We start from the raw sequence: 19,588 nt of genomic DNA on the forward strand, positions 1-19,588 counted from the left end.
TCTTAAAGGTTAACATTACTCATCAGCTTAATATATAATCTAATACTTAATTCCCAGACATTCTACCTTTTTGCTTGTAATGTGCTTCGAACCAATCTGGTTGTTCAATGGTATTATCATAGATGTAGTCTGCTATTAGTTTAATATCTTCTTTTTTGTAATAAGCTTTTGGCATTATACCAAAACGCCTCACAGCACCATACATCTTTGCGTCAGCCTTATTAGGGTTTTCTACCCATGATTGCATGCTTTTTATAAATTCATCTTTACTGATTTTATCATTAATGTAATGTTTTTTTATTGCAATCATTGGTGGTGCAATTCTATTGCTGTGCTCTGTAGTTGGATTATGGCAAGCATAACATTGATTTTCCATTAGTTTTTTTCCTGGATGTACAGTATAAACATCCTCTGTTTCGTTTTGTGTAATGTCTGTCAACTTGTTTGCATTATTACAACTATAAACAAATAGTACAACGACAAAAAATATTAAATTTTTCATGATTAAATACTTTAAAGTTAAATGTGAATGTATTTATTAACAGTAAATATCACAATGACTTTTATCAGTAAAAGAAATTACTAATAAAGATTTTTAAACTAAAATTTTGCCATCTCCCATTTGAATAATTCGATCCGTTTTACTCGCAAAATCTTTATCATGCGTTACTATAAGCAATGACAAACCTTGTTCTTCACTAAGTTCTTTAAAAATATTGAAAACATTTTCTGCATTATGGCTATCTAAATTCCCTGTAGGTTCATCTCCCATGATTATTGAAGGGTTATTTATTAATGCTCGTGCAATAGCCACACGTTGCTTTTCACCACCAGAAACGCGAGATGCTCTTTTTTTCGATAGATGGTCTATATGCAACATTTTCAATTTTTGCATAGCGTCATATTCAATCTCCTGCAATGACTTTTCTGCCAGTTTTTTGGCAGGAAGCATTACATTTTCTAAGACCGAAAACTCCGAAAGTAAGTAATGAAACTGAAATACAAACCCAATATGCTTATTTCTTAGATAAGATAGATATTGCCTATCTCGTCCAGTAATAAGTTCGTTGTTAAGATACAACTCGCCATCATAATCTGTATCCATAGTTGATAGAATGTATAGCAAGGTAGATTTTCCACAACCAGACTTACCCATAATAGAAGTAAATTCACCTTGTTTTACATTAAAGCAGATATCCTTTAAAACATGAAACAACACAGGTTTCTTAAAATATTTGTTTATATATTTTGCTTCTAAAACTACGCTCATATTATTGTCCCCTTATAATCCTTACCGGATCAATTTTTTTAGCTTTTTTTGACGGTAAATACCCTGCAAGAAATGTTGAAAACATAGCAAATGAAAATCCTATAACAAAAAATAAAGGATTCATGTTTATAGGGTAAGTTTCAACTGTTGGCAATGCTTCCGTTTGAAATGGAACTGTACCAATTAAACTTGCCAAACCAAAACCAATAAGCAAACCTAAAATACCTCCAACAAAGCCAATAATCATGGCTTGACTCATAAATATCAGCTGTACATCACGACCAGAAAACCCCGTAGCTTTTAGTATGGCGATATCATTCATTTTTTCATAAATAAGCATATTTAAAATGTTATATATACCAAATCCTGCTACGATTAAAAGTGTTATAGAAACCGCATAAGTAATTAGGTTTCGAATGGTTGTACCTGTTTCAAACTGTGCGTTGGCGGTTTTAATGTCAATCGCTTTAAGATTGAATTGTTGCTCAATGTTTTTGGCTAAAGGAACAGCATGCTCTATATCGTGAAGTTTTACATTAATATCTGTAATATAATTGTTGGCTTTACCTAATATACGTTGTACTGTTTTAATATTAGCAAAGCTTTGAATATCATCTAAATCTGCAATACCACTTTGGTAAAAACCTACAATTTTTAAAGGAAAATTGCCACCATTTATAGGGCTTACAGAAACACGATCCCCAATTTTTAAAGCCATCTTGTTTGCAATACCTATCCCTAACAAAATACTATTATCGGTATTGTATAGATCTTCAGCAGAGCCTTCTACAATGTAATCTCCCATATTAAATAGGCGAGCTTCATCAATGGGATTAATACCCGTAAGATTACCTCCTAATTCTATGGAGCCTGCTATATAAAATATTTGGGTTTTTATCTGAGGTAAAGCTCCACGAACATTGCTATTAGAGTTTAAATAATCAATAATAGGTATGGCGTTATGGATTTTTTTTTGGCTTAATTTTGGTTTTATAGAATGTACAATATTGAAGCTGTTTTCGAGATTATTAAATACAGATACGGGCTGAATCTTTGAAGGTTCTATCTCGTTGTAAATATGAACATGAGGCGTTTGATTTAAAATTAAATCATCTAACATTCCATTTAGACCAGTCATAAAACATACTAAAGTAATGTAAGATCCTATTCCAAAAGTGACCCCTAATGAGGCTATTGCCGTTTGCTTAATTTTGGTGAGCAAATGGGTTTTGGCAATATGCAATATAACTTTCCAATTGATCATCTTTTTGGTTTATATATATAAGTATCTTTTGTAAGTCCAGAAAGGACTTCTACATACTCCATGTTTTGTAGACCTGTAGTTATTATTATTTCCCCATTGTCTGTTTTTACTTTATCAGAATCTATTATATAAGCCTTTGGTATGGTTAATACTTTTTTCTTTTTAGTGATAACAATATTGGCTTCGCCAGAAAGCCCAGGATATAAGATTTTTGGAGGGGTTTTAAAAATAGCCTCTACTTTAAAGGTTTGATTTTGTTTGTCTTTGTCGGGATATATTTTAGATATTTTTCCTTTAAATGTTTTACCGCTATAGGCATCCAAGGTAATTAAAACCTCTTGATTGTTATTAACTCTAACAATATCAACCTCGTCCACTAATAATTCAATAACAAAATTTATAGAACTGCCTATTGAAGCTAACGGCTCTATTGTAGTGACAATTTCTCCAGGTTCTTTGTATATAGCATAGATCTTACCTTTAATTTTACTTTTAACTGTAAAATCTTTAGTGTTAATTAGTGAAGACTGGTAATTATTCTGAGCTTGTTTTAAAGCTGTTCTAAGTTCTTGTTCAGTTCTTTGATACTTATTTTGAAGTTGATTTAGTGTACTTTGGGATAATTCGAAGCTTAGTTTTTTGGAATCGTACTCGGCTTTAGAACCTATATTTTGGTTCCATAAATTTGCTTGTCTATAATAGTTAATCGAATCATTTTTGAATTTTAGCTTTGTTGCGTTAATCTCATCTTTTATACTATTTAAAACTGTACCATTACCATAATAATTTTGTTTTGCCAATTCAAAAGAAAGTTTTGAATTGTATGTATTTAACTTTGGAGCATTGTTAATAATTTGAAAAAGTGCTTGGTTCTTTCTCACCAATTCTCCTTCTTCTGTTAGGGTGTTGTCTAGAATACCAGAAACCGAAGCGTATACTTGATATAAACTATCTGGTTGTACAGTTGCTGATGCGTATACAGATTCTATTAATTCTTGTTCTTTAGGTAGAGTTTTTTCAGAATAATTTGTACACGAAAGGCAACATACTAATACTAAGATTAATTTGGTCAGCCGCATATATCTTGAATTTATACTTTCTTAATTGACCAGCTATTATCCTTGTTTTGAGTAGCAACAAGCTTTTCTGATATAAATTTTGTTTTAATCTTTGGCGGCTTCCTCATATAATCTTTAGATAAGGTAATATGAGTTGGCTTATCTGATAAGTAATGTATAATTTCCCCATCTATATTTATGGCAGATTCTGTATAGCTATAATCAACAATCTTTTTATCTAAAATGTCGTTTCTACCGAGAATGTTTTTATGAAGTTCTAGTATTATTGCTAAGCCATTGTTAAAATTCGTAGCATTTAAATATTGTGGTTCAATAATCGTTTTCCCTGATTTATCTATATACCCAAAATAAGATATACCTTCTTCTATCTTTACAATTATACATCTACCAGAATTGAAGATTGGATAGCTATTATCATTAAAAACAGTTAATACCAGATCATCTCTATAATCAATAACCATGTCACCATTTTCATTTATAAAAGCCCATTTCCCACCTTTTTGTATAGCAGAAAGCCCATCATTAAAAGGTGAAATAAAATCGATATCATCAAGTTCCTGTGATGTTGTAATCATAGGTATTACAGTAAGAAACACTAAAAAAACTATTAACTTTTTCATAATATAGAGCTTTAATCATTAGTAAGGTAAATCTAACGCCAAAGCAGATTTTATAAAATGATATTGGTCAATTATAAATGCCTAAAAACCTGTTAAAACAAGCTATATAGAATTTATTATTGCATTAGGGCAAATTTTATGATGATGCTTACTTAAATTCTAAGCTCAATTTAGCCATATAGGTTAACTCCGATTTATTAATGCCAGCAAATGCATAGGCAATTTTATTAGCGGTCTTTAATATTAGGGATTTTAATTCTTCAGTGAAGTATTTTGGATTATGTTGCAAGTATGCTATAAATTTATTGAAGCATAATTCTGAGAGAGCATTTTGTTTTTGCAATGCGTTAAATGTATTTCGTATAAGCAAAATATTGGTATCATCTATATGTTGCCAATTCCGTTCTAAAACTTCAGTTAACGTAACATATTCTTCAAAGGAAAGTTTTTTATCTGCTTTTGCTATGGCATAAAATAGATGAGCAATATGCTCTAGTAATTCGTCTGTCATCTTTAAAAGTAAAAGTCTAAAAAGTTAATACTTATCTAAAGTATTTAAATGAATAAATTTAAAGAATGATATTGATCATAATCATAAATTAATCAATACAAATTTTGTATATTTAATAGAATACTTTACTTCTACCCACCATGATTAGACAAGATCAGGAAATATTCAATATTCTACTAGAAACCGTTTCTGAAGCCGTTATAATTATCGACGAGAAGCAGCACATTATGGAAATAAATAATGTCGCTGAGCAAGTGTTTGGTTACGATAAAAGTGAAATAAAAGGGAGACCTATAGATATCCTCATACCATCAAATTATCACGAAACACATAAAAAATATGCAGAAAACTTTATAGATAAACACAAGCGTCGTAAAATGGGCAGAACTACAGACCTCTATGGTCTTAAAAAGTCTGGAGATATTATTCCTGTCGAGGTAGAACTTAACCCTTTTAAAATATATAACAAAACTTATGTAATGGCATTGGTCAAAGATATGTCAAAACAAAAGGAAAGCGAATTTGACTTTATGCTACGGAGTAAAGCTTTAGAGTCTGCAAGTAATGGAATATTAATAACGGATGCTCTAAAGCCAGATAATCCCATAATATATTACAATAAGGCGTTTACCGAGCTTACTGGATATACTGATGAAGATATCCTCAATAAAAACTGTAGATTTCTACAAGGTAATGATAGGGATCAAAAAGTATTAAATAAGCTAAGAACTGCTATAAAAAAAGGAGAAAGTTGCTTGGTTACTTTAAGAAACTATAAAAAAGATGGTAGCTTATTTTGGAATGATTTATACATAACACCAATAACAAATAAAAGAGGAATAGTTACCAATTACATAGGTATACAGAACGACGTCACAGAGCGTGTAAGAGCTGAAGAAGAACGCAACCATTTAGCAACAATTTTTAATGAATCTTTAAATGAAATTTATGTTTTTGATGCCAATACTTTAAAGTTCATAAATGTAAATAGAGGTGCTAAAAAAAATCTTGGTTACTCAATCGAAGAACTAAAAACAATGACTCCTTTAGATTTAAAGGTTGCGTATAACAAAACTCAGTTTAATGAATTGTATATAAAACCATTATTAAATAATGCAGAAAAACGATTAGAGTTTGAGACCAAACATCAACGAAAAGATGGATCCACTTACCCTGTATATGTCCACTTACAATTATCTAACTTAGACGAAAGACAAGTTTTTGTCGCCATAATCTTAGATATAACTGAGCAGAAAGAATATACCTCTAAATTAGAAAGAGAAGTTGATGAAAGAACAGAGCAATTGCAAATCGCATTAAGCAAAGAAAAAGAACTAAATGAACTAAAAACAAAGTTTTTATCTTTGGTATCACATGAGTTTAAAACACCTTTAAGCGGTATTTCAACATCTGCAATGCTGTTAGAAAAATACAAACTAACAGAAGAACAGTCTAAAAGAGATAGACATTTAAATATTATTAAAGATAAAGTCCATTACCTCAACACAATTTTGAATGATTTTTTGTCTATTGAAAGATTAGAGTCTGGTACTTTCAACTATAAATATTCTAGTTTTAAATTAAGTAAAGTAATTAATGAGGTTGTTTATAATGCTAATATGCTACTTAAAGAAGGACAACGTATTAATTACCCTGATAATATAGATGATATCATTATGCATCAAGATGAGAGAATTATAGAGTTGATACTATCTAACATAATTCAAAATGCCGTGAAATATTCAGGTGAAAATTCTGAAATTGATATTCGTATAAATCAGGATAAAGTGTTTACTGTTTTTGAAATTGAAGATCAAGGTATCGGAATACCTAAAGAGGATATAGAAAATGTTTTTACACGATATTATAGAGCAGAAAATGTATTAAACATGCAAGGCACTGGTATAGGTTTAAATATTGTAAAAACACATTTAGAAAATTTAGGCGGTCATATAACTTTAAAAAGCCAGGAACATAAAGGTACATTGGTTATGCTCAAAATTCCAAATAACAAGATCTAATGACTAAAGTTTTACTTATAGAAGATGATACCGTGTTAAGGGAAAATACTGCAGAGCTATTGGAACTCTCAGACTTCAACGTGATAACTTCCCCAAACGGAAAAATAGGGCTAAAAGATGCAAAAAAGCATTTACCAGATGTCATTGTTTGCGATATTATGATGCCAGAATTAGATGGTTATCAAGTATTAAATCGCTTATCTAAACACAATAAGACTAAACACATTCCTTTTATTTTTCTTTCTGCAAAAACAGAACACAGCGATGTTAGAAAAGGTATGAATCTAGGTGCAGACGACTACATTACTAAGCCTTTTACTGAAGGCGAATTAATAAGTGCTATAAAGAGTAGATTAGCCAAAGCCAGTATTTTAAAAGAGCAAGGCCAAGATAACGTTAATAACTATTTGGAAGAAGATGAATTATGCTCATTAAATGATTTGAAAAACTTTTTCGATGATTATGGAGAGGAGTTTAGATTTAATAAAGAAGATATTATCTACAGAGAGGGTGAGCATTCTAATTTTATATACCTCATTACAGAAGGTGCTGTAAAATGCCATAAATTAGATACCCAAGGAAAGGAATTGGCTACCGGATTGTATAAAGAAGATGATCTGTTTGGCTATACATCTTTTACGCACAACCTGCCACATAGAGAAACGGCAAAAGCTATAAAGAATACTAAACTTGTTGGTATTTCAATTATACAGCTCACCAAAATATTAAATGACAATCATAAGGTGGTAATTGCACTAATAGATCTTTTAACGGATAACATATCAAACTTTAAAGAACAGCTTTTAGAAATGGCCTATAGCTCTGTAAATAAAAGAACTGCCAATACCATTATACAATTTGCAGAAAAAATTAACCGCAAACCCGATGACCCTATTAAGATATCTAGAAATGATCTAGCTAGTGTGGCTGGTATAGCAACAGAAACTTTCATTAGAACATTAACTAATTTTAAGAATAAAGGAATTGTTAAATCTGAAGGTAGAAATATAGTTGTACTAGATTTAGAAGCTCTAAAACAAATTAATTAGAAAATCTACGTTTAAATGACTCTAGTCATTTTAGAAACTTTATTTAACCTATACATTTGATACATTAAATATATTGTATCATGAAAAATGTATTACTTCCCACAGATTTTTCAGATAATTCTTGGAATGCCATCAAATATGCCATCAACTTTTTTAAAGACACTCCGTGCAACTTTTATGTATTACATGTCAATAAATTAAATTACCACTTTACAGAAGAAGTAGCACTATATATTGATCATAATCATATAGAAGAGGTGTATACAAAACCTGCAAAGAAAAAATTACGCCTCATCTTAAAACGTATATCAAAACTATTTCCCAATCATAAAAATCAAAAATTCTATACACTTACGGACTATAATTTTTTTATAGAATCTATACGAAAAACAGTAAACGAAAAACATATCGATTTTATAGTGATGGGTACTAAAGGAGCTACAGGATTAGAGCGAATCATTTTAGGTACTAATACTGCTGATGTCATTACAAAAGTAAAATGTAATACTCTAGCAATACCCGAAAACGCTGAATTTAAACCACCTAATGAAATTGCATTCCCAACAGATTACTCATTAACACATAATCTTCAAATTTTAGAACCAATTGTAGATATTTTAGAGCAATTTAATGCTTCATTAAAAATATTACACATAGCCAAAACTGATAGCTCTTTAAGTGACGAGCAACAAAAAAATAAAGAGCTCTTAGAAGACTATTTTAGTAATCATTCTTATAGTTTTCATTACTTAACAAACAGAAAAGTAGAAGATGCTATTCAATGTTTTGTAGAGAGTAGAGATATAAATATAATATGTATGGTAGCAAAGAATCTTAACTACTTTCAACAAATCTTATTTCATACCCGAGTAGAAAAAATTAGTTACCACACTGATAGACCATTTTTAGTTTTACACGAAAAAAACGAGTAGTATTATGGAAAATTCTTTAGTATTTGCAAAATTTTGGGGTTGGTATCTCATCATTTTCTTTTTTGTACTTAGTATTAACCCTAAACGAATCAGACAAATATTTGATGATTTACAAGATGAGAAATTTTTAATTTTAAGCTCATTTATGGCAATAATGGTTGGCCTAATTAACATTATGTTTCATAATGTTTGGGAGCTCAACTATAAATTGATAATTACACTTATTGGTTGGACATCACTTTTTGTAGGTTTGGCACTTTTTGTTTTCCCAAAACCAACAGTAACTTGGTTAAGAATCACCAATATTAAATTTGTTCAGGTCATATATACACTACTCTTTTTAATAGGCCTGTTTTTACTAAACATAGTATATGGGCTTATTCCTTATTAAATATTGAGAAAATCAAATCTCAATTAGACTTTTGATATAACAATAATCCTAAAACTGATTTTTATCATTCAAATATTAGTATTTAAAACTTAAATTTAAGACTATGTTGAGGGGTCTATTTTATAGACAATACATTAAAAATTATAATGTTGCTCTGAGCACTTTCAGTTTTCTTGAGGTAAAAAAAGACATCTTTAAACTGCAACAAAGCATATAATAACATTTAATGTAAGGAAACAGGGAGTAAAAACTTCCTGTTTCTGTTTTTTATAAGCGAAACACGCTCTTGTATTCTAATTGTCTGACCAATATCATTGATAGAATTTATCGAACGTGATATTTTAGATATTCTATTAAAAATAAGAGTTATGAGAAAAGTATTAGTACCTACTGATTTTTCGGACAATGCTATGAATGCTCTAAAGTATGCCGTAGAGCTATTTAAATACGACAAGAGTATCTTTTTTATTATGCATGCCTATCAAGACGAAGTATATGCAGATAAATCCTTACGGTCTAGAGAAACTCTAGACGAGGTTACCAAAATTATAGCCAATAGAGCTCAAATAAAATTAGAGAGTATTTTAAAAGAACTGCAAACCATTTCACCAAACCCAAGACATAAATATAATATTATATGCTCTAACAATATGCTTGTCGATGAAGCAGTTAAAATTGTTGATGAAGAAAATATAGACATCATCATAATGGGTACGCGTGGTAAGACCAACGACAGAAATTTAGCTTTCGGTAGCCATACATTACAAGTATTAAAATATGTGCAATGTCCAGTTTTGGCCATTCCAGAAAATTATGTTGGTATTCAACCAAGACATATATTGTTTCCAACAAATTATTTAATTCCATACAAAAGAAGAGAACTCAAACTTCTATGCGAATTAGCTGCACCATATAGAGCAGTTATAGATATGCTGTACATTTCAAAATTCGATAAGCTATCCCTGCGGCAAAAAGACAACCAAAGCTTTATAAAATCTGAATTATCTAAAAATCAATTGAATTTTAAGACGGTCAGCGATAAGAATATAACAAATGCAATTTATACTTATATAAAAGAAAACAATGTAGATATGCTGGTAATGGTAAACACCAGACAATCATTTTTAGAGAGTTTATTGTTCCAATCAACTATAGACAAAATGAGCCTATATGTAGATATTCCATTCTTGGCTTTGCAAAATATTAGACGTAGTTAATAATTAAAAACCTAACTATTATGAAAAAAGTACTCTTGCCAACTGATTTTTCTGATAATTCATGGAATGCCATAAAGTATGCACTTCAACTTTATAAAAACGAAGCATGTCATTTTACAATACTGCATACCTATACACCTATAATTTATCAGGTTGAATTTATGCAGTCTAGTACACCTCAGTTTCAGGTCATAGAAGCCGTTAAGGTAACATTAAAGCAAAAATTAGACAAAATCTATGACAAAATAAAAGCTAATTTTGATAACCCTAAGCATCAATTTGTAAAACGTTTATCTTTTAATACACTTACAGTAGATATTGATGAATTATGCAGTAAGAAAAAGATAGATATCGCAATAATGGGTACCAAAGGCGCATCGGGTGTAAAAGAAGTTTTGTTCGGATCTAACACGATGCATGTAATCAAAAACTCGAAATGCCCGGTTCTGGCTATTCCGAGTGGTTTTAATTTTGAAACACCTCACGACCTTTTATTTCCTTCGGATTACGAAGTAGCCTTCAAAAAAAATCATATTGAGCCTATAATAGACATTGCGAATTTATATAATATACGTATAAATATATTGCATGTTAACTACGGAGAACAACTGACTAAAGTTAAAGAGCAAAATCGAAATATACTTGAAGCATACTTTAAAGATCACACACATTTGTTTCATAATATAAAGAACGAAAATGTTCCAGAGGCTATAGACAAGTTTCAGCATAAGACACGCATCAATTTATTGGTAATGCTAAATAATAAACGTTCGTTTTTCGAAAATTTATTCTTTAAATCAAACCTAAATCAAATAGGTTTTCATTTAAATGTCCCGTTTCTGGTAATCCCCTCAAAACTATAGATCTATACTGATTAATATCATTTCATACACTAAAAGTTAGCAGTAAATTTCTAGAGTAATTAAAGTTTTTAGCGATGAGAAAAAATATACTATTACCAACAGATTTTTCAGATAATGCTTGGTGTGCTACCGTATATGCATTAAAACTCTACGCAGAAGAAGAATGTAATTTTTACTTTTTGCATTCTAGTAAAATGAAGGCATCAGCAATGTCAAATATTTCAAATAAATTATTGGATGTAATGGCAAATCAAGCTAAAAGTGATTTGTTAGAATTAAAAAAAATGGCAGAAACCTCTGATGCTAATGCTAATCATAATTTTGATATTATATTAAGTATACATACTCTGGGGGATGCCATAGAAAAGGCTATAAAAAAACATAACATAGACCTTATTATAATGGGCACTAAAGGAGCAACTGGTGCAAAAGGAATTTTCTTTGGGAGTAATACGGTAAAAATGATTAAGCATATAAAGTCTTGCCCAATCTTACTGATCCCTCACGAATTTGATTTTGAAGAACCTAAGCAAATTGCATTTCCTACAGATTTTAATAGGTTCTATGGAGAGGAACTAATACCATTAAAACAATTAGCTAGTTTATATAATTCTAAAATTAGGGTATTACATATTAATGAAGAAGAAAGTCTAAGTCATATACAAGATTATAATTTGGCAATGTTAAAAGCCTACTTAGAAAATTATCCACATTCCTTTCACTGGATGCCAGATTACACAAAAAAAACAAATGCTATAATCGATTTTATCGAAGAACTCAATATCAACATACTAGTAATGGTTAATTATAAGCACAGTTTTATTGAAAGTATAATTAATGAGCCAGTCATAAAAAGAATAGGTTTCCATGCAACTGTTCCGTTTTTCGTAATTCCTTCAGTCGATGAATAGGTATTTAAAGAGTTAAGTATCACCATACAGAAAATATAATATTATGAGACATAAAATTTTACTGCCAACAGATTTTTCAGATAACGCTTGGCATGCTATTAATTATGCCACAGAGTTATATAAGGGACAAGAAACAGATTTTTACATACTAAACGTCTTTTCAGCTACGAGCAATCTAATAGAAAGTTTCATAAACTTAGAACCAGGAAGTGAGCTATACGAAACTAAAAAATGGGATTCAGAAAACGGACTAGCTAAAGTTTTAGAAAAACTCATACTACGCGAAAAGAGTGATAGAAAACATCGATTTAAGACTATTTCAATGTTTAATAATACCATTGAAGCTATAAAACTGGTAGTTGATAAAAAGGATATTGAACTAATAATTATGGGTACTAAGGGTGAAACATATTCAAGATCGACAGCTTTTGGCAGTACAGCAATTTATGTTATGGAAAAGGTACGTAATTGTCCAGTGATTGTAGTGCCTAACAAAGCTGAAATAAGATTACCAAAAGAAATAGTATTCCCTACTGGTTTTAAGACTTATTACAAAAGAAGAGAACTTAAACATCTTACCGATATCGCTAAAAAAAGTGATGCCGAGATTGTAGTATTACATGTTAAAGAATCAGATAAGTTAAGCGAAACAAAAAAGGAAAACAAAGCACTATTAGAAGAAATTTTACAAGACACCAAATACAAATTTCATATGCTTTCGCATAATGCGGTAATAACTGCAATAAACATTTTTGTAGAAAGTAGAAATAGCGATATGGTGGCCTTTATAAATAGAAAGCACACTTTTTTCGGAAGCATTCTTACCAATCCAATGGTAAAGGAAATATCCTTTCATTTAAATGTGCCAATACTAGCAATGCACGACTTAAAAAATTAAAATCTATCGTTATGAAACATACAGGAGTCTGGATAGACAAAGACAAAGCACATATAGTACATCTGGAAAAAGATGGTGAAACCTTTACAACCATAAAATCTAACATAGAGCCTTATAAAGTAAAAGGCGGAACTGGACAGAGGTTTAAAAGCGGACCGCAAGATATTATAAAAGATAGTAAATATCTAGAGCGCGAAAAACATCAATTCAAACAATACTTTAAAGACATCGTATTGAAAATAAAAAATACTGATGCATTGGTCATTTTTGGACCTGCAGGCACAAATCAAAAATTTAATAAAGAACTGAACGATAACTACAGCTCATTGGTATCTAAAGTAAAAGATGTCATAAAAGCGGATAGTATGACTGACAAACAAATAAAAGCTTGGGTAAGAGATTACTTTGAGTTGAATTGATTGCTCTATAATTCTACAAGTTGGTTGTGCATAATGTAAAAATAAAAAAATAGAGAGATGAAATACAATACAGTAATTATAGGTGGAGGCTTGGCCGGATTAACCGCCGGAGCAACGCTCTCAAAATTTGGAAAGAAAGTTCTTTTATTAGAACAACACCATAAACCTGGTGGTTGCGCAACAACATTTAAACGTGGAGATTTTGTCATTGAAGTCGGCTTACACGAAATGAGTGGACTAACTGAAAATGGTTCGATCACGCAAATTTTTAAAATGCTTGAGGTGGATAAGCATGTTCAGTTTGAAAAAGTCCCTGAGTTCTACGGAGTAGTTTCTAATAAAGAAGATTTTGTGATGCCACATGGATACGATGCAGCTACAAAAGCACTTATCGACAAATATCCTGAAGACGAAAAAGGGATCAAACGTTTTATGAAGTTAATTGCAGGAACTCGTAAGGAAGCCATCAATCTACCACGTTCACCATTAAAACGAAAGTTGATTTATCCACTAATGCCGTTACTTTATCCTAATCTTGTAGAGGCTACTAAACATACCGTTGGCTCTTGGCTAGATAAGTACATCACTAATAAAAATGCAAAATTAGATCTCATAGCACATATTGTTTATTGGGGAGATGATCCTTATACACTATCCATGTTTTACTTTGCTGTACCATTTTCAGGCTTTATTGAAAATGGTGGTCACTTTATAAAAGGTGGATCACAACTACTTTCAAATTATCTTGCTTCCTACATACAAAAAAAAGGAGGTAGTGTGCTTTTAGGTAAAAAAGCAGAAAAAATCATTACCAATAATGGTAAAGCAACAGGAGTTACATTCCGTGATAGTTTTAATGAGAATTCTAAACCTACTACCATTTTATGTGATAATGTTATAGCCAATTGTGCCATTCCTTTGGTGCCAGAAATGCTTGAAGAACCCTATGCATCTGAGCTTCATCAAAAAATTAACTCAAAAACCAATTCATGCTCACTGCTATGTATGTACATCGGTTTTAATACAGATGTAGAAAAGTTTGGTGTAAAATACTACTCAAATGTTTTTCAGGGAGACATATCTACCATAAAGGATATTAAAAATAACCATCATGGAGATTGGTCTAAACGCAGATTCATTTTTGTAGACTATAACAAGGTAGATTCGGGACTAGCACCAACTAACAAATCTGAAGGTGTAATTTGCGCTGTAGATTATATCGAAGATTGGAAGAACTTAAAACAAGAAGACTATAAGGCAAAAAAAGAAGAAGTAGCACAAGTCTTATTGCAGCGATTAGAAAAACAGTATCCAGGAATAAGAAATAGCATAGAGTACTACGAAGTATCGACATCTAAAACCATTAAACGCTATACCTCAAATCCTAGTGGGTCTGTTTATGGTTACGCCCAAATTAAAACCCAAATAGCAAGTAAGCGATTTAGAAACAATTTCTTAATTCCTAACCTGTATTTTGCATCTGCCTGGGCTTTTCCAGGTGGTGGTTTTGAAGGTTCAATTCAAGGAGGGTTCCTTGCAGCTTTGCAAATGAATAAAGATAAAATTTGGTCAGAATGTGATAATCAAAAGTATATTGACAATAGGATTGTTCAGCTCAAAGAACGTAAAACAATAGATGATAATACTCTCGAATTATCCTTTTCAAAACCAGTTGATTTTGAACGCCAAAACGGTGAGCATGCCATTCTTGAACTTATAAACCCAAAATTAACAGAGCTAGATTTACCTTATCGCTGGCTTTTGATAAACTCTAATGGTGAGGGTAACAATTTAAGGTTTCAAATTAAACTAGATGATAGTAGTTTTTCTAAAAGTTGTGAGCTTATTGATATCGATGATGAAGCTATCATATATGGACCTTTAGCTTAGTTGAGAGCAAAGCTTGTTTTAGCAGCTTTTAAATTAACTGTAATGGAAAGTAAAAACATAGATATTACTAAATCTTCTGGTGAACGTGTTAAGTTTTCACTAGATAAATTACGTGCATCTTTAAAACGAACTGGTGCTGGAGAAACAACTGTAAGTCAAATTATAGATAAGGTAAGGGATGAATTATACCAAGGAATATCTACTAAGGAGATTTACAATAGAGCTTTCGCTTTACTAAAAAAAAAGCAACGTTATTATGCTTCAAAATATAAATTAAAAAAAGCCATTTACGAGCTTGGCCCTACAGGTTTTCCTTTTGAACGTTTTATTGGAGCTGTTTTAAAATATTCGGGTTACGATATAGAAATTGGTAAAATCTTACAAGGTAAATGTGTAACACACGAAATAGATGTCGTTGCACATAAAGGCAATGAAACAGCTATAATTGAGTGTAAGTTTCATGGTGAACAAGGCATTAAATGCAATGTAAAGGTCCCACTATATATTAATTCTCGATATGAGGACGTAAAGGCATATTGGAATACCAACCTCAAAAACGACACGAAGCTTACAAACGGATGGGTCGTTACAAATACAAGATTTACCGAAGATGCTATGCAATACAGTAAATGTTGTGGCCTCAATTTATTAAGTTGGGATTATCCCGAAGATAATGCATTAAAAGATAGAATAGATCGTCTTGGTCTATATCCGATTACGGTTTCCACCTTATTATCAGCGAGAGAGAAGCAGTTTTTACTAAGTCGCAATGTAGTGTTATGCAGAGAACTGCTTCATGATAAATTTTATTTAGATCACCTTGGTGTTTCGGAAACCAGAAAGGATAAGATTTTAGATGAAATAGCACAATTATGCAATCTATAAGCAAACTGACTATGGAAAATTTTGTAAGAGTTAATTTCTTAGGTGCTTCTGGTGTTGTTACAGGCTCAAAGTTTCTTATAGAAACCTCAGAACAAAACATAATGATAGACTGCGGAATGTTTCAAGGGCTTAAAGAACTAAGAGAACTCAATTGGAACGATCTTCCTATTAAAGTGAATACTATAGATGTTGTACTACTAACGCATGGTCATTTAGACCATGTCGGTTACTTACCGAGACTTTTTAAACAAGGTTTTAAAGGCAGAATTATAGGGACTGCCCCTACTCTAGCCATAGCAGAAATCATCTTAAGGGATAGTGCTAAAATACACGAAGAAGAAGCGGAAAAAGCCAATAAAGAAAAGTATACCAAACACAGACCTGCTTTACCTTTTTTCACAATTAAAGAAGCTGAAGAAACTATAAAGTTATTCCATGTAGATATCGATAATAAGTGGATACATTTGTCAGAACATATATCCTATCGGTTTCAATATAACGGCCACATTATCGGAGCTACTTTTATAGAGCTAGATATTAATGGGAAGCGCTTTGTTTTTTCGGGAGATATTGGTAGAATAAATGATTATCTGCTTAATGACCCTAAACGCCCTGAGTGGGCAGATTTTTTGTTTATAGAAAGTACCTATGGAAATAAGTTGCATCCAAAGGAAGATATAGAAGAGGTTTTAACAGCAATCATCAATGAAACAATTCATAAAAAAGGCAATTTAATTATTCCAAGTTTTGCGGTTGAACGGCTACAAACCTTGATGTATATTTTATGGCAATTGTATAAAAAGCGAAAAATCCCAAACATCCCCATTTTTATAGATAGTCCAATGGGAAACAATGTTTTAGAGGTCTTTAAACACTTTTCTAAATGGCATAAATTATCAATCGAAGATTATTATGCCATGTGCAATCACGTTAACATTGTACAATCCTACAGTGAGACTTGGAAAACGATAGACGACAGACGGTCTAAAATTGTCATAGCTGGTAGCGGAATGGTAACAGGTGGTCGTGTATTAACATACCTTCAACAGCTTATTGATGAGCCTTCTACAACTGTATTATTAGTTGGGTATCAGGCAGAAGGTACAAGAGGTAGACAATTACAAGATGGTGTACATGAAATTCGATTCTTCGGGAAATATTATCCTGTTAAAGCTACTGTAAAAAATATTGAAAGTCTATCAGCACATGCCGATCAGGAGGATTTAATCAACTGGATGAGTACTATTAAAAACATACCCGAATGTGTGTATTTAATTCATGGAGAACCTACAACATTAGATACTTTTAGGGTAAAGATTGAAGATGTTTACGGTTGGAATGTTAAGATTCCTAAACTGGCAGACGTTGAAAAATTAATTGTTTAAGACTAAAAAATCTTCATGGTAACTGACCAATATCATTTCAAAAATTACATAGGCTCATTAAATTAACAACATTAAAATTTAAGTTTAACAATAAAATTTAGAGCTATGTCACTAATTAAATTTAATAACAGAAGACGTTTGTTTTCTTCGTGGACAAATGAAAGCTTAAAAAGCTTTTTAAGCAGCGACGATTTCTTTAACAATGACTTTTTTGAAGAAGATAGCTTAATGCCAGCTATGAACGTTAAAGAACACGATAATGATTTTGAAATAGAATTTGCAGCTCTAGGGTTTTCAAAAAAGGATTTTGAAATTACCTTAGACGATAATATTCTTAACGTATGTGGTGAGAAAAAGCATGAAGCAGAAGAAAAAGAAGAAGATTATACGCGTAGAGAGTTTAGCTATAATTCATTTAAAAGATCATTAACCTTACCTAAATCTGTAAATACAGATCAAGATGTTAAGGCGACGTACAAAGATGGCATTCTTAAAGTAAATCTTCATAAAAAGGAAGAAGCAAAAGAACAACCTAAAAAGGTTATTGAGGTTGTCTAAAAATCCCCGTAACTAAAGCAGAGCGTATCATTTTACGCTCTGCTTTTTAATCTACTTTATCATGAAAACAATACACACTAATGCAAAGCATACCGAATGGTTAAGTGCAGATGATATGCACGATTCCTCTAAAAAATGGCTATCAGAATTAGAATTCTGTAAAAAAGAGCAGCTGTTTTTTGAAGACTTAATACGGTCTTATACACTTCAGATTTTAAATAATAATCATTTTGAAGAAAGTAAAAGACTCATTGACAAGCTTACCATAATAGTGAAGCAAACACAGACTCTAATCAATGCCGTAAAGTCTCATGAAAAAGAGTTATCAATTATGGTTGATGGCATAGATCAAATTGAAGAAGAAAATGCTTATAGAAAAGAACATCGTAATTTAATTGAACTCATAGGTGAGTTTAAAAAGCGTTATCAGAATATAAAAACAAAGCTTTTTAACCTTATAAAAAAGGTAATGAAAGAGCGTAAACAAAAACATCTTATTGATAAGAAATAATGTAATATATAATGAAATATACAGCCCTTTTATTTTTAGTTTTTCTTTGTTATGGTTGTACGACAACACAATTGGTAGATACTTGGAAAAATCCAGATATAGATACCTATGCGCCAACTAAAGTTTTTGTAGTTGGCTTAACTAAAAACATTGTTGCGCGACAAAAATTTGAAAATAAGCTTAAGCAAGAACTTCAAATGCGAGGTGCTGAAGTTTATACAAGCATAGCGGTATTAGAATCTTCTTTTAGAACCTACAGATTAACTGAAGAAGAGCTAAATACCTTAGAGAGCAATCTTATCGCTGATGGTTACGATACCATCATTTTTTCTAAAGTGATAGGTGTAGAAGACAAGATAGCTTATACGAAAAACTTTGATGTCTATGATGAAACCTTTGTGAGGTTTAAAGAAGATTACTTAAGGTATCAAGATATATTTTATAATCCTGATTATTATGAGGAATATACTATCTATCATGCTGAAACCTCTATGTATTGTATCTGCCCAACAAAAGATAAGGAACTTTTATGGAAAGGCTATATAGATATTGTAGATCCACAAAACATTGATAAAACTGTAAATGATTATGTAAAATTAATCATTGCGACTTTAGAACAACAACAACTAGTTAATCCTATGACTTTAAATTCAGATATATAAAGTACTAATTCCCTATTCATAGGCATTTCAAGAAAAATGGTACTGGTTCGGAACAACTATTTTAAACTATTTACCGATACAGAAAGTAAAAATACAGATTATAATCTGCATAGTAAATAGTGTTATAGATCCCTTACAAATTTCTACCTAAATACAACTACTCTTTTCTCCTATTTGACGGGGCTTAAGAGCAGTTTATCATTTGAAAGAAAATAACTAGCACTTATATCAAAAAACACTTACTATCTGCTC

Annotated in this window: 21 protein-coding genes; 15 read left to right on the forward strand and 6 right to left on the reverse strand. The window is 31.2% G+C overall.

All coding sequences use genetic code 11. The features are described 5' to 3' along the window. Positions 1 to 46 precede the first annotated feature (46 nt). From Q0912_RS08240 to Q0912_RS08265, 6 genes are all read right to left on the reverse strand, one after another. Positions 47 to 502, reverse strand: coding sequence for a c-type cytochrome (locus Q0912_RS08240; RefSeq protein WP_299113929.1), 456 nt, complete (start codon positions 500 to 502; stop codon positions 47 to 49). A 93-nt stretch (positions 503 to 595) separates the two neighbouring features. Beyond that, on the reverse strand, positions 596 to 1,270 hold the full coding sequence (locus Q0912_RS08245; protein ID WP_299113932.1) for an ABC transporter ATP-binding protein: 675 nt from the start codon (positions 1,268 to 1,270) through the stop codon (positions 596 to 598). Between the two features lies 1 nt (position 1,271). After that, entirely contained in the window at positions 1,272 to 2,534 is a 1,263-nt protein-coding gene (locus tag Q0912_RS08250) for an FtsX-like permease family protein (RefSeq protein WP_299113934.1), read from the reverse strand. Then, a complete protein-coding gene (locus Q0912_RS08255) occupies positions 2,531 to 3,613 on the reverse strand; it encodes an HlyD family efflux transporter periplasmic adaptor subunit (protein WP_299113936.1) in 1,083 nt (360 codons plus the stop codon). The genes Q0912_RS08250 and Q0912_RS08255 overlap by 4 nt, the downstream gene beginning before the upstream one ends. An 11-nt stretch (positions 3,614 to 3,624) precedes the next feature. Continuing rightward, a complete protein-coding gene (locus tag Q0912_RS08260; protein WP_299113938.1) occupies positions 3,625 to 4,233 on the reverse strand; it encodes a WG repeat-containing protein in 609 nt (202 codons plus the stop codon). 148 nt (positions 4,234 to 4,381) lie between these two features. Continuing rightward, positions 4,382 to 4,744 carry a hypothetical protein gene (locus tag Q0912_RS08265; RefSeq protein ID WP_299113940.1) on the reverse strand — a complete coding sequence of 121 codons (363 nt, stop codon included), beginning with the start codon at positions 4,742 to 4,744 and terminating at the stop codon, positions 4,382 to 4,384. Between the two features lie 140 nt (positions 4,745 to 4,884). Here Q0912_RS08265 and Q0912_RS08270 point away from each other — a divergent pair, with 140 nt between their 5' ends. From Q0912_RS08270 to Q0912_RS08340, 15 genes are all read left to right on the forward strand, one after another. Then, complete coding sequence (locus Q0912_RS08270) at positions 4,885 to 6,765, forward strand: PAS domain S-box protein (protein ID WP_299113942.1); 1,881 nt, start codon at positions 4,885 to 4,887, stop codon at positions 6,763 to 6,765. Continuing rightward, a complete protein-coding gene (locus tag Q0912_RS08275) occupies positions 6,765 to 7,814 on the forward strand; it encodes a response regulator (protein WP_299113945.1) in 1,050 nt (349 codons plus the stop codon). The genes Q0912_RS08270 and Q0912_RS08275 overlap by 1 nt, the downstream gene beginning before the upstream one ends. Positions 7,815 to 7,894: 80 nt before the next feature. After that, complete coding sequence (locus Q0912_RS08280) at positions 7,895 to 8,746, forward strand: universal stress protein (protein ID WP_299113946.1); 852 nt, start codon at positions 7,895 to 7,897, stop codon at positions 8,744 to 8,746. A gap of 4 nt (positions 8,747 to 8,750) precedes the next feature. Next, entirely contained in the window at positions 8,751 to 9,137 is a 387-nt protein-coding gene (locus Q0912_RS08285; protein WP_299113948.1) for a hypothetical protein, read from the forward strand. 368 nt (positions 9,138 to 9,505) lie between these two features. Beyond that, positions 9,506 to 10,354, forward strand: coding sequence for a universal stress protein (locus tag Q0912_RS08290; protein ID WP_299113950.1), 849 nt, complete (start codon positions 9,506 to 9,508; stop codon positions 10,352 to 10,354). Positions 10,355 to 10,374: 20 nt separating this feature from the next. Further along, entirely contained in the window at positions 10,375 to 11,217 is an 843-nt protein-coding gene (locus tag Q0912_RS08295; protein ID WP_299113952.1) for a universal stress protein, read from the forward strand. Between the two features lie 74 nt (positions 11,218 to 11,291). Next, the gene (locus Q0912_RS08300) at positions 11,292 to 12,128 is read left to right on the forward strand and encodes a universal stress protein (RefSeq protein WP_299113954.1); all 837 of its coding nucleotides are present in this window, start codon (positions 11,292 to 11,294) and stop codon (positions 12,126 to 12,128) included. Positions 12,129 to 12,171: 43 nt separating this feature from the next. Then, the gene (locus Q0912_RS08305; RefSeq protein WP_299113956.1) at positions 12,172 to 13,026 is read left to right on the forward strand and encodes a universal stress protein; all 855 of its coding nucleotides are present in this window, start codon (positions 12,172 to 12,174) and stop codon (positions 13,024 to 13,026) included. Between the two features lie 11 nt (positions 13,027 to 13,037). Then, a complete protein-coding gene (locus Q0912_RS08310) occupies positions 13,038 to 13,445 on the forward strand; it encodes a hypothetical protein (RefSeq protein ID WP_299113958.1) in 408 nt (135 codons plus the stop codon). A gap of 57 nt (positions 13,446 to 13,502) precedes the next feature. Then, positions 13,503 to 15,335, forward strand: coding sequence for an NAD(P)/FAD-dependent oxidoreductase (locus Q0912_RS08315; protein WP_299113960.1), 1,833 nt, complete (start codon positions 13,503 to 13,505; stop codon positions 15,333 to 15,335). A gap of 42 nt (positions 15,336 to 15,377) precedes the next feature. Then, the gene (locus Q0912_RS08320) at positions 15,378 to 16,220 is read left to right on the forward strand and encodes an ATP cone domain-containing protein (protein WP_299113962.1); all 843 of its coding nucleotides are present in this window, start codon (positions 15,378 to 15,380) and stop codon (positions 16,218 to 16,220) included. Positions 16,221 to 16,231: 11 nt separating this feature from the next. Further along, positions 16,232 to 17,605, forward strand: a complete 1,374-nt coding sequence (locus Q0912_RS08325; protein WP_299113964.1) for an MBL fold metallo-hydrolase — start codon at positions 16,232 to 16,234, stop codon at positions 17,603 to 17,605. Positions 17,606 to 17,710: 105 nt separating this feature from the next. Continuing rightward, positions 17,711 to 18,163, forward strand: coding sequence for an Hsp20/alpha crystallin family protein (locus Q0912_RS08330; RefSeq protein ID WP_299113966.1), 453 nt, complete (start codon positions 17,711 to 17,713; stop codon positions 18,161 to 18,163). Between the two features lie 61 nt (positions 18,164 to 18,224). Further along, positions 18,225 to 18,674 (forward strand): hypothetical protein, encoded by a 450-nt coding sequence (locus Q0912_RS08335; RefSeq protein ID WP_299113968.1) that lies wholly within the window; start codon positions 18,225 to 18,227, stop codon positions 18,672 to 18,674. Positions 18,675 to 18,685: 11 nt separating this feature from the next. After that, complete coding sequence (locus Q0912_RS08340) at positions 18,686 to 19,336, forward strand: hypothetical protein (protein WP_299113970.1); 651 nt, start codon at positions 18,686 to 18,688, stop codon at positions 19,334 to 19,336. The last annotated feature ends 252 nt before the right edge of the window (positions 19,337 to 19,588 follow it).

Origin of the sequence: uncultured Winogradskyella sp. (assembly GCF_947498345.1) — a bacterium.
Lineage (GTDB): Bacteria > Bacteroidota > Bacteroidia > Flavobacteriales > Flavobacteriaceae > Winogradskyella.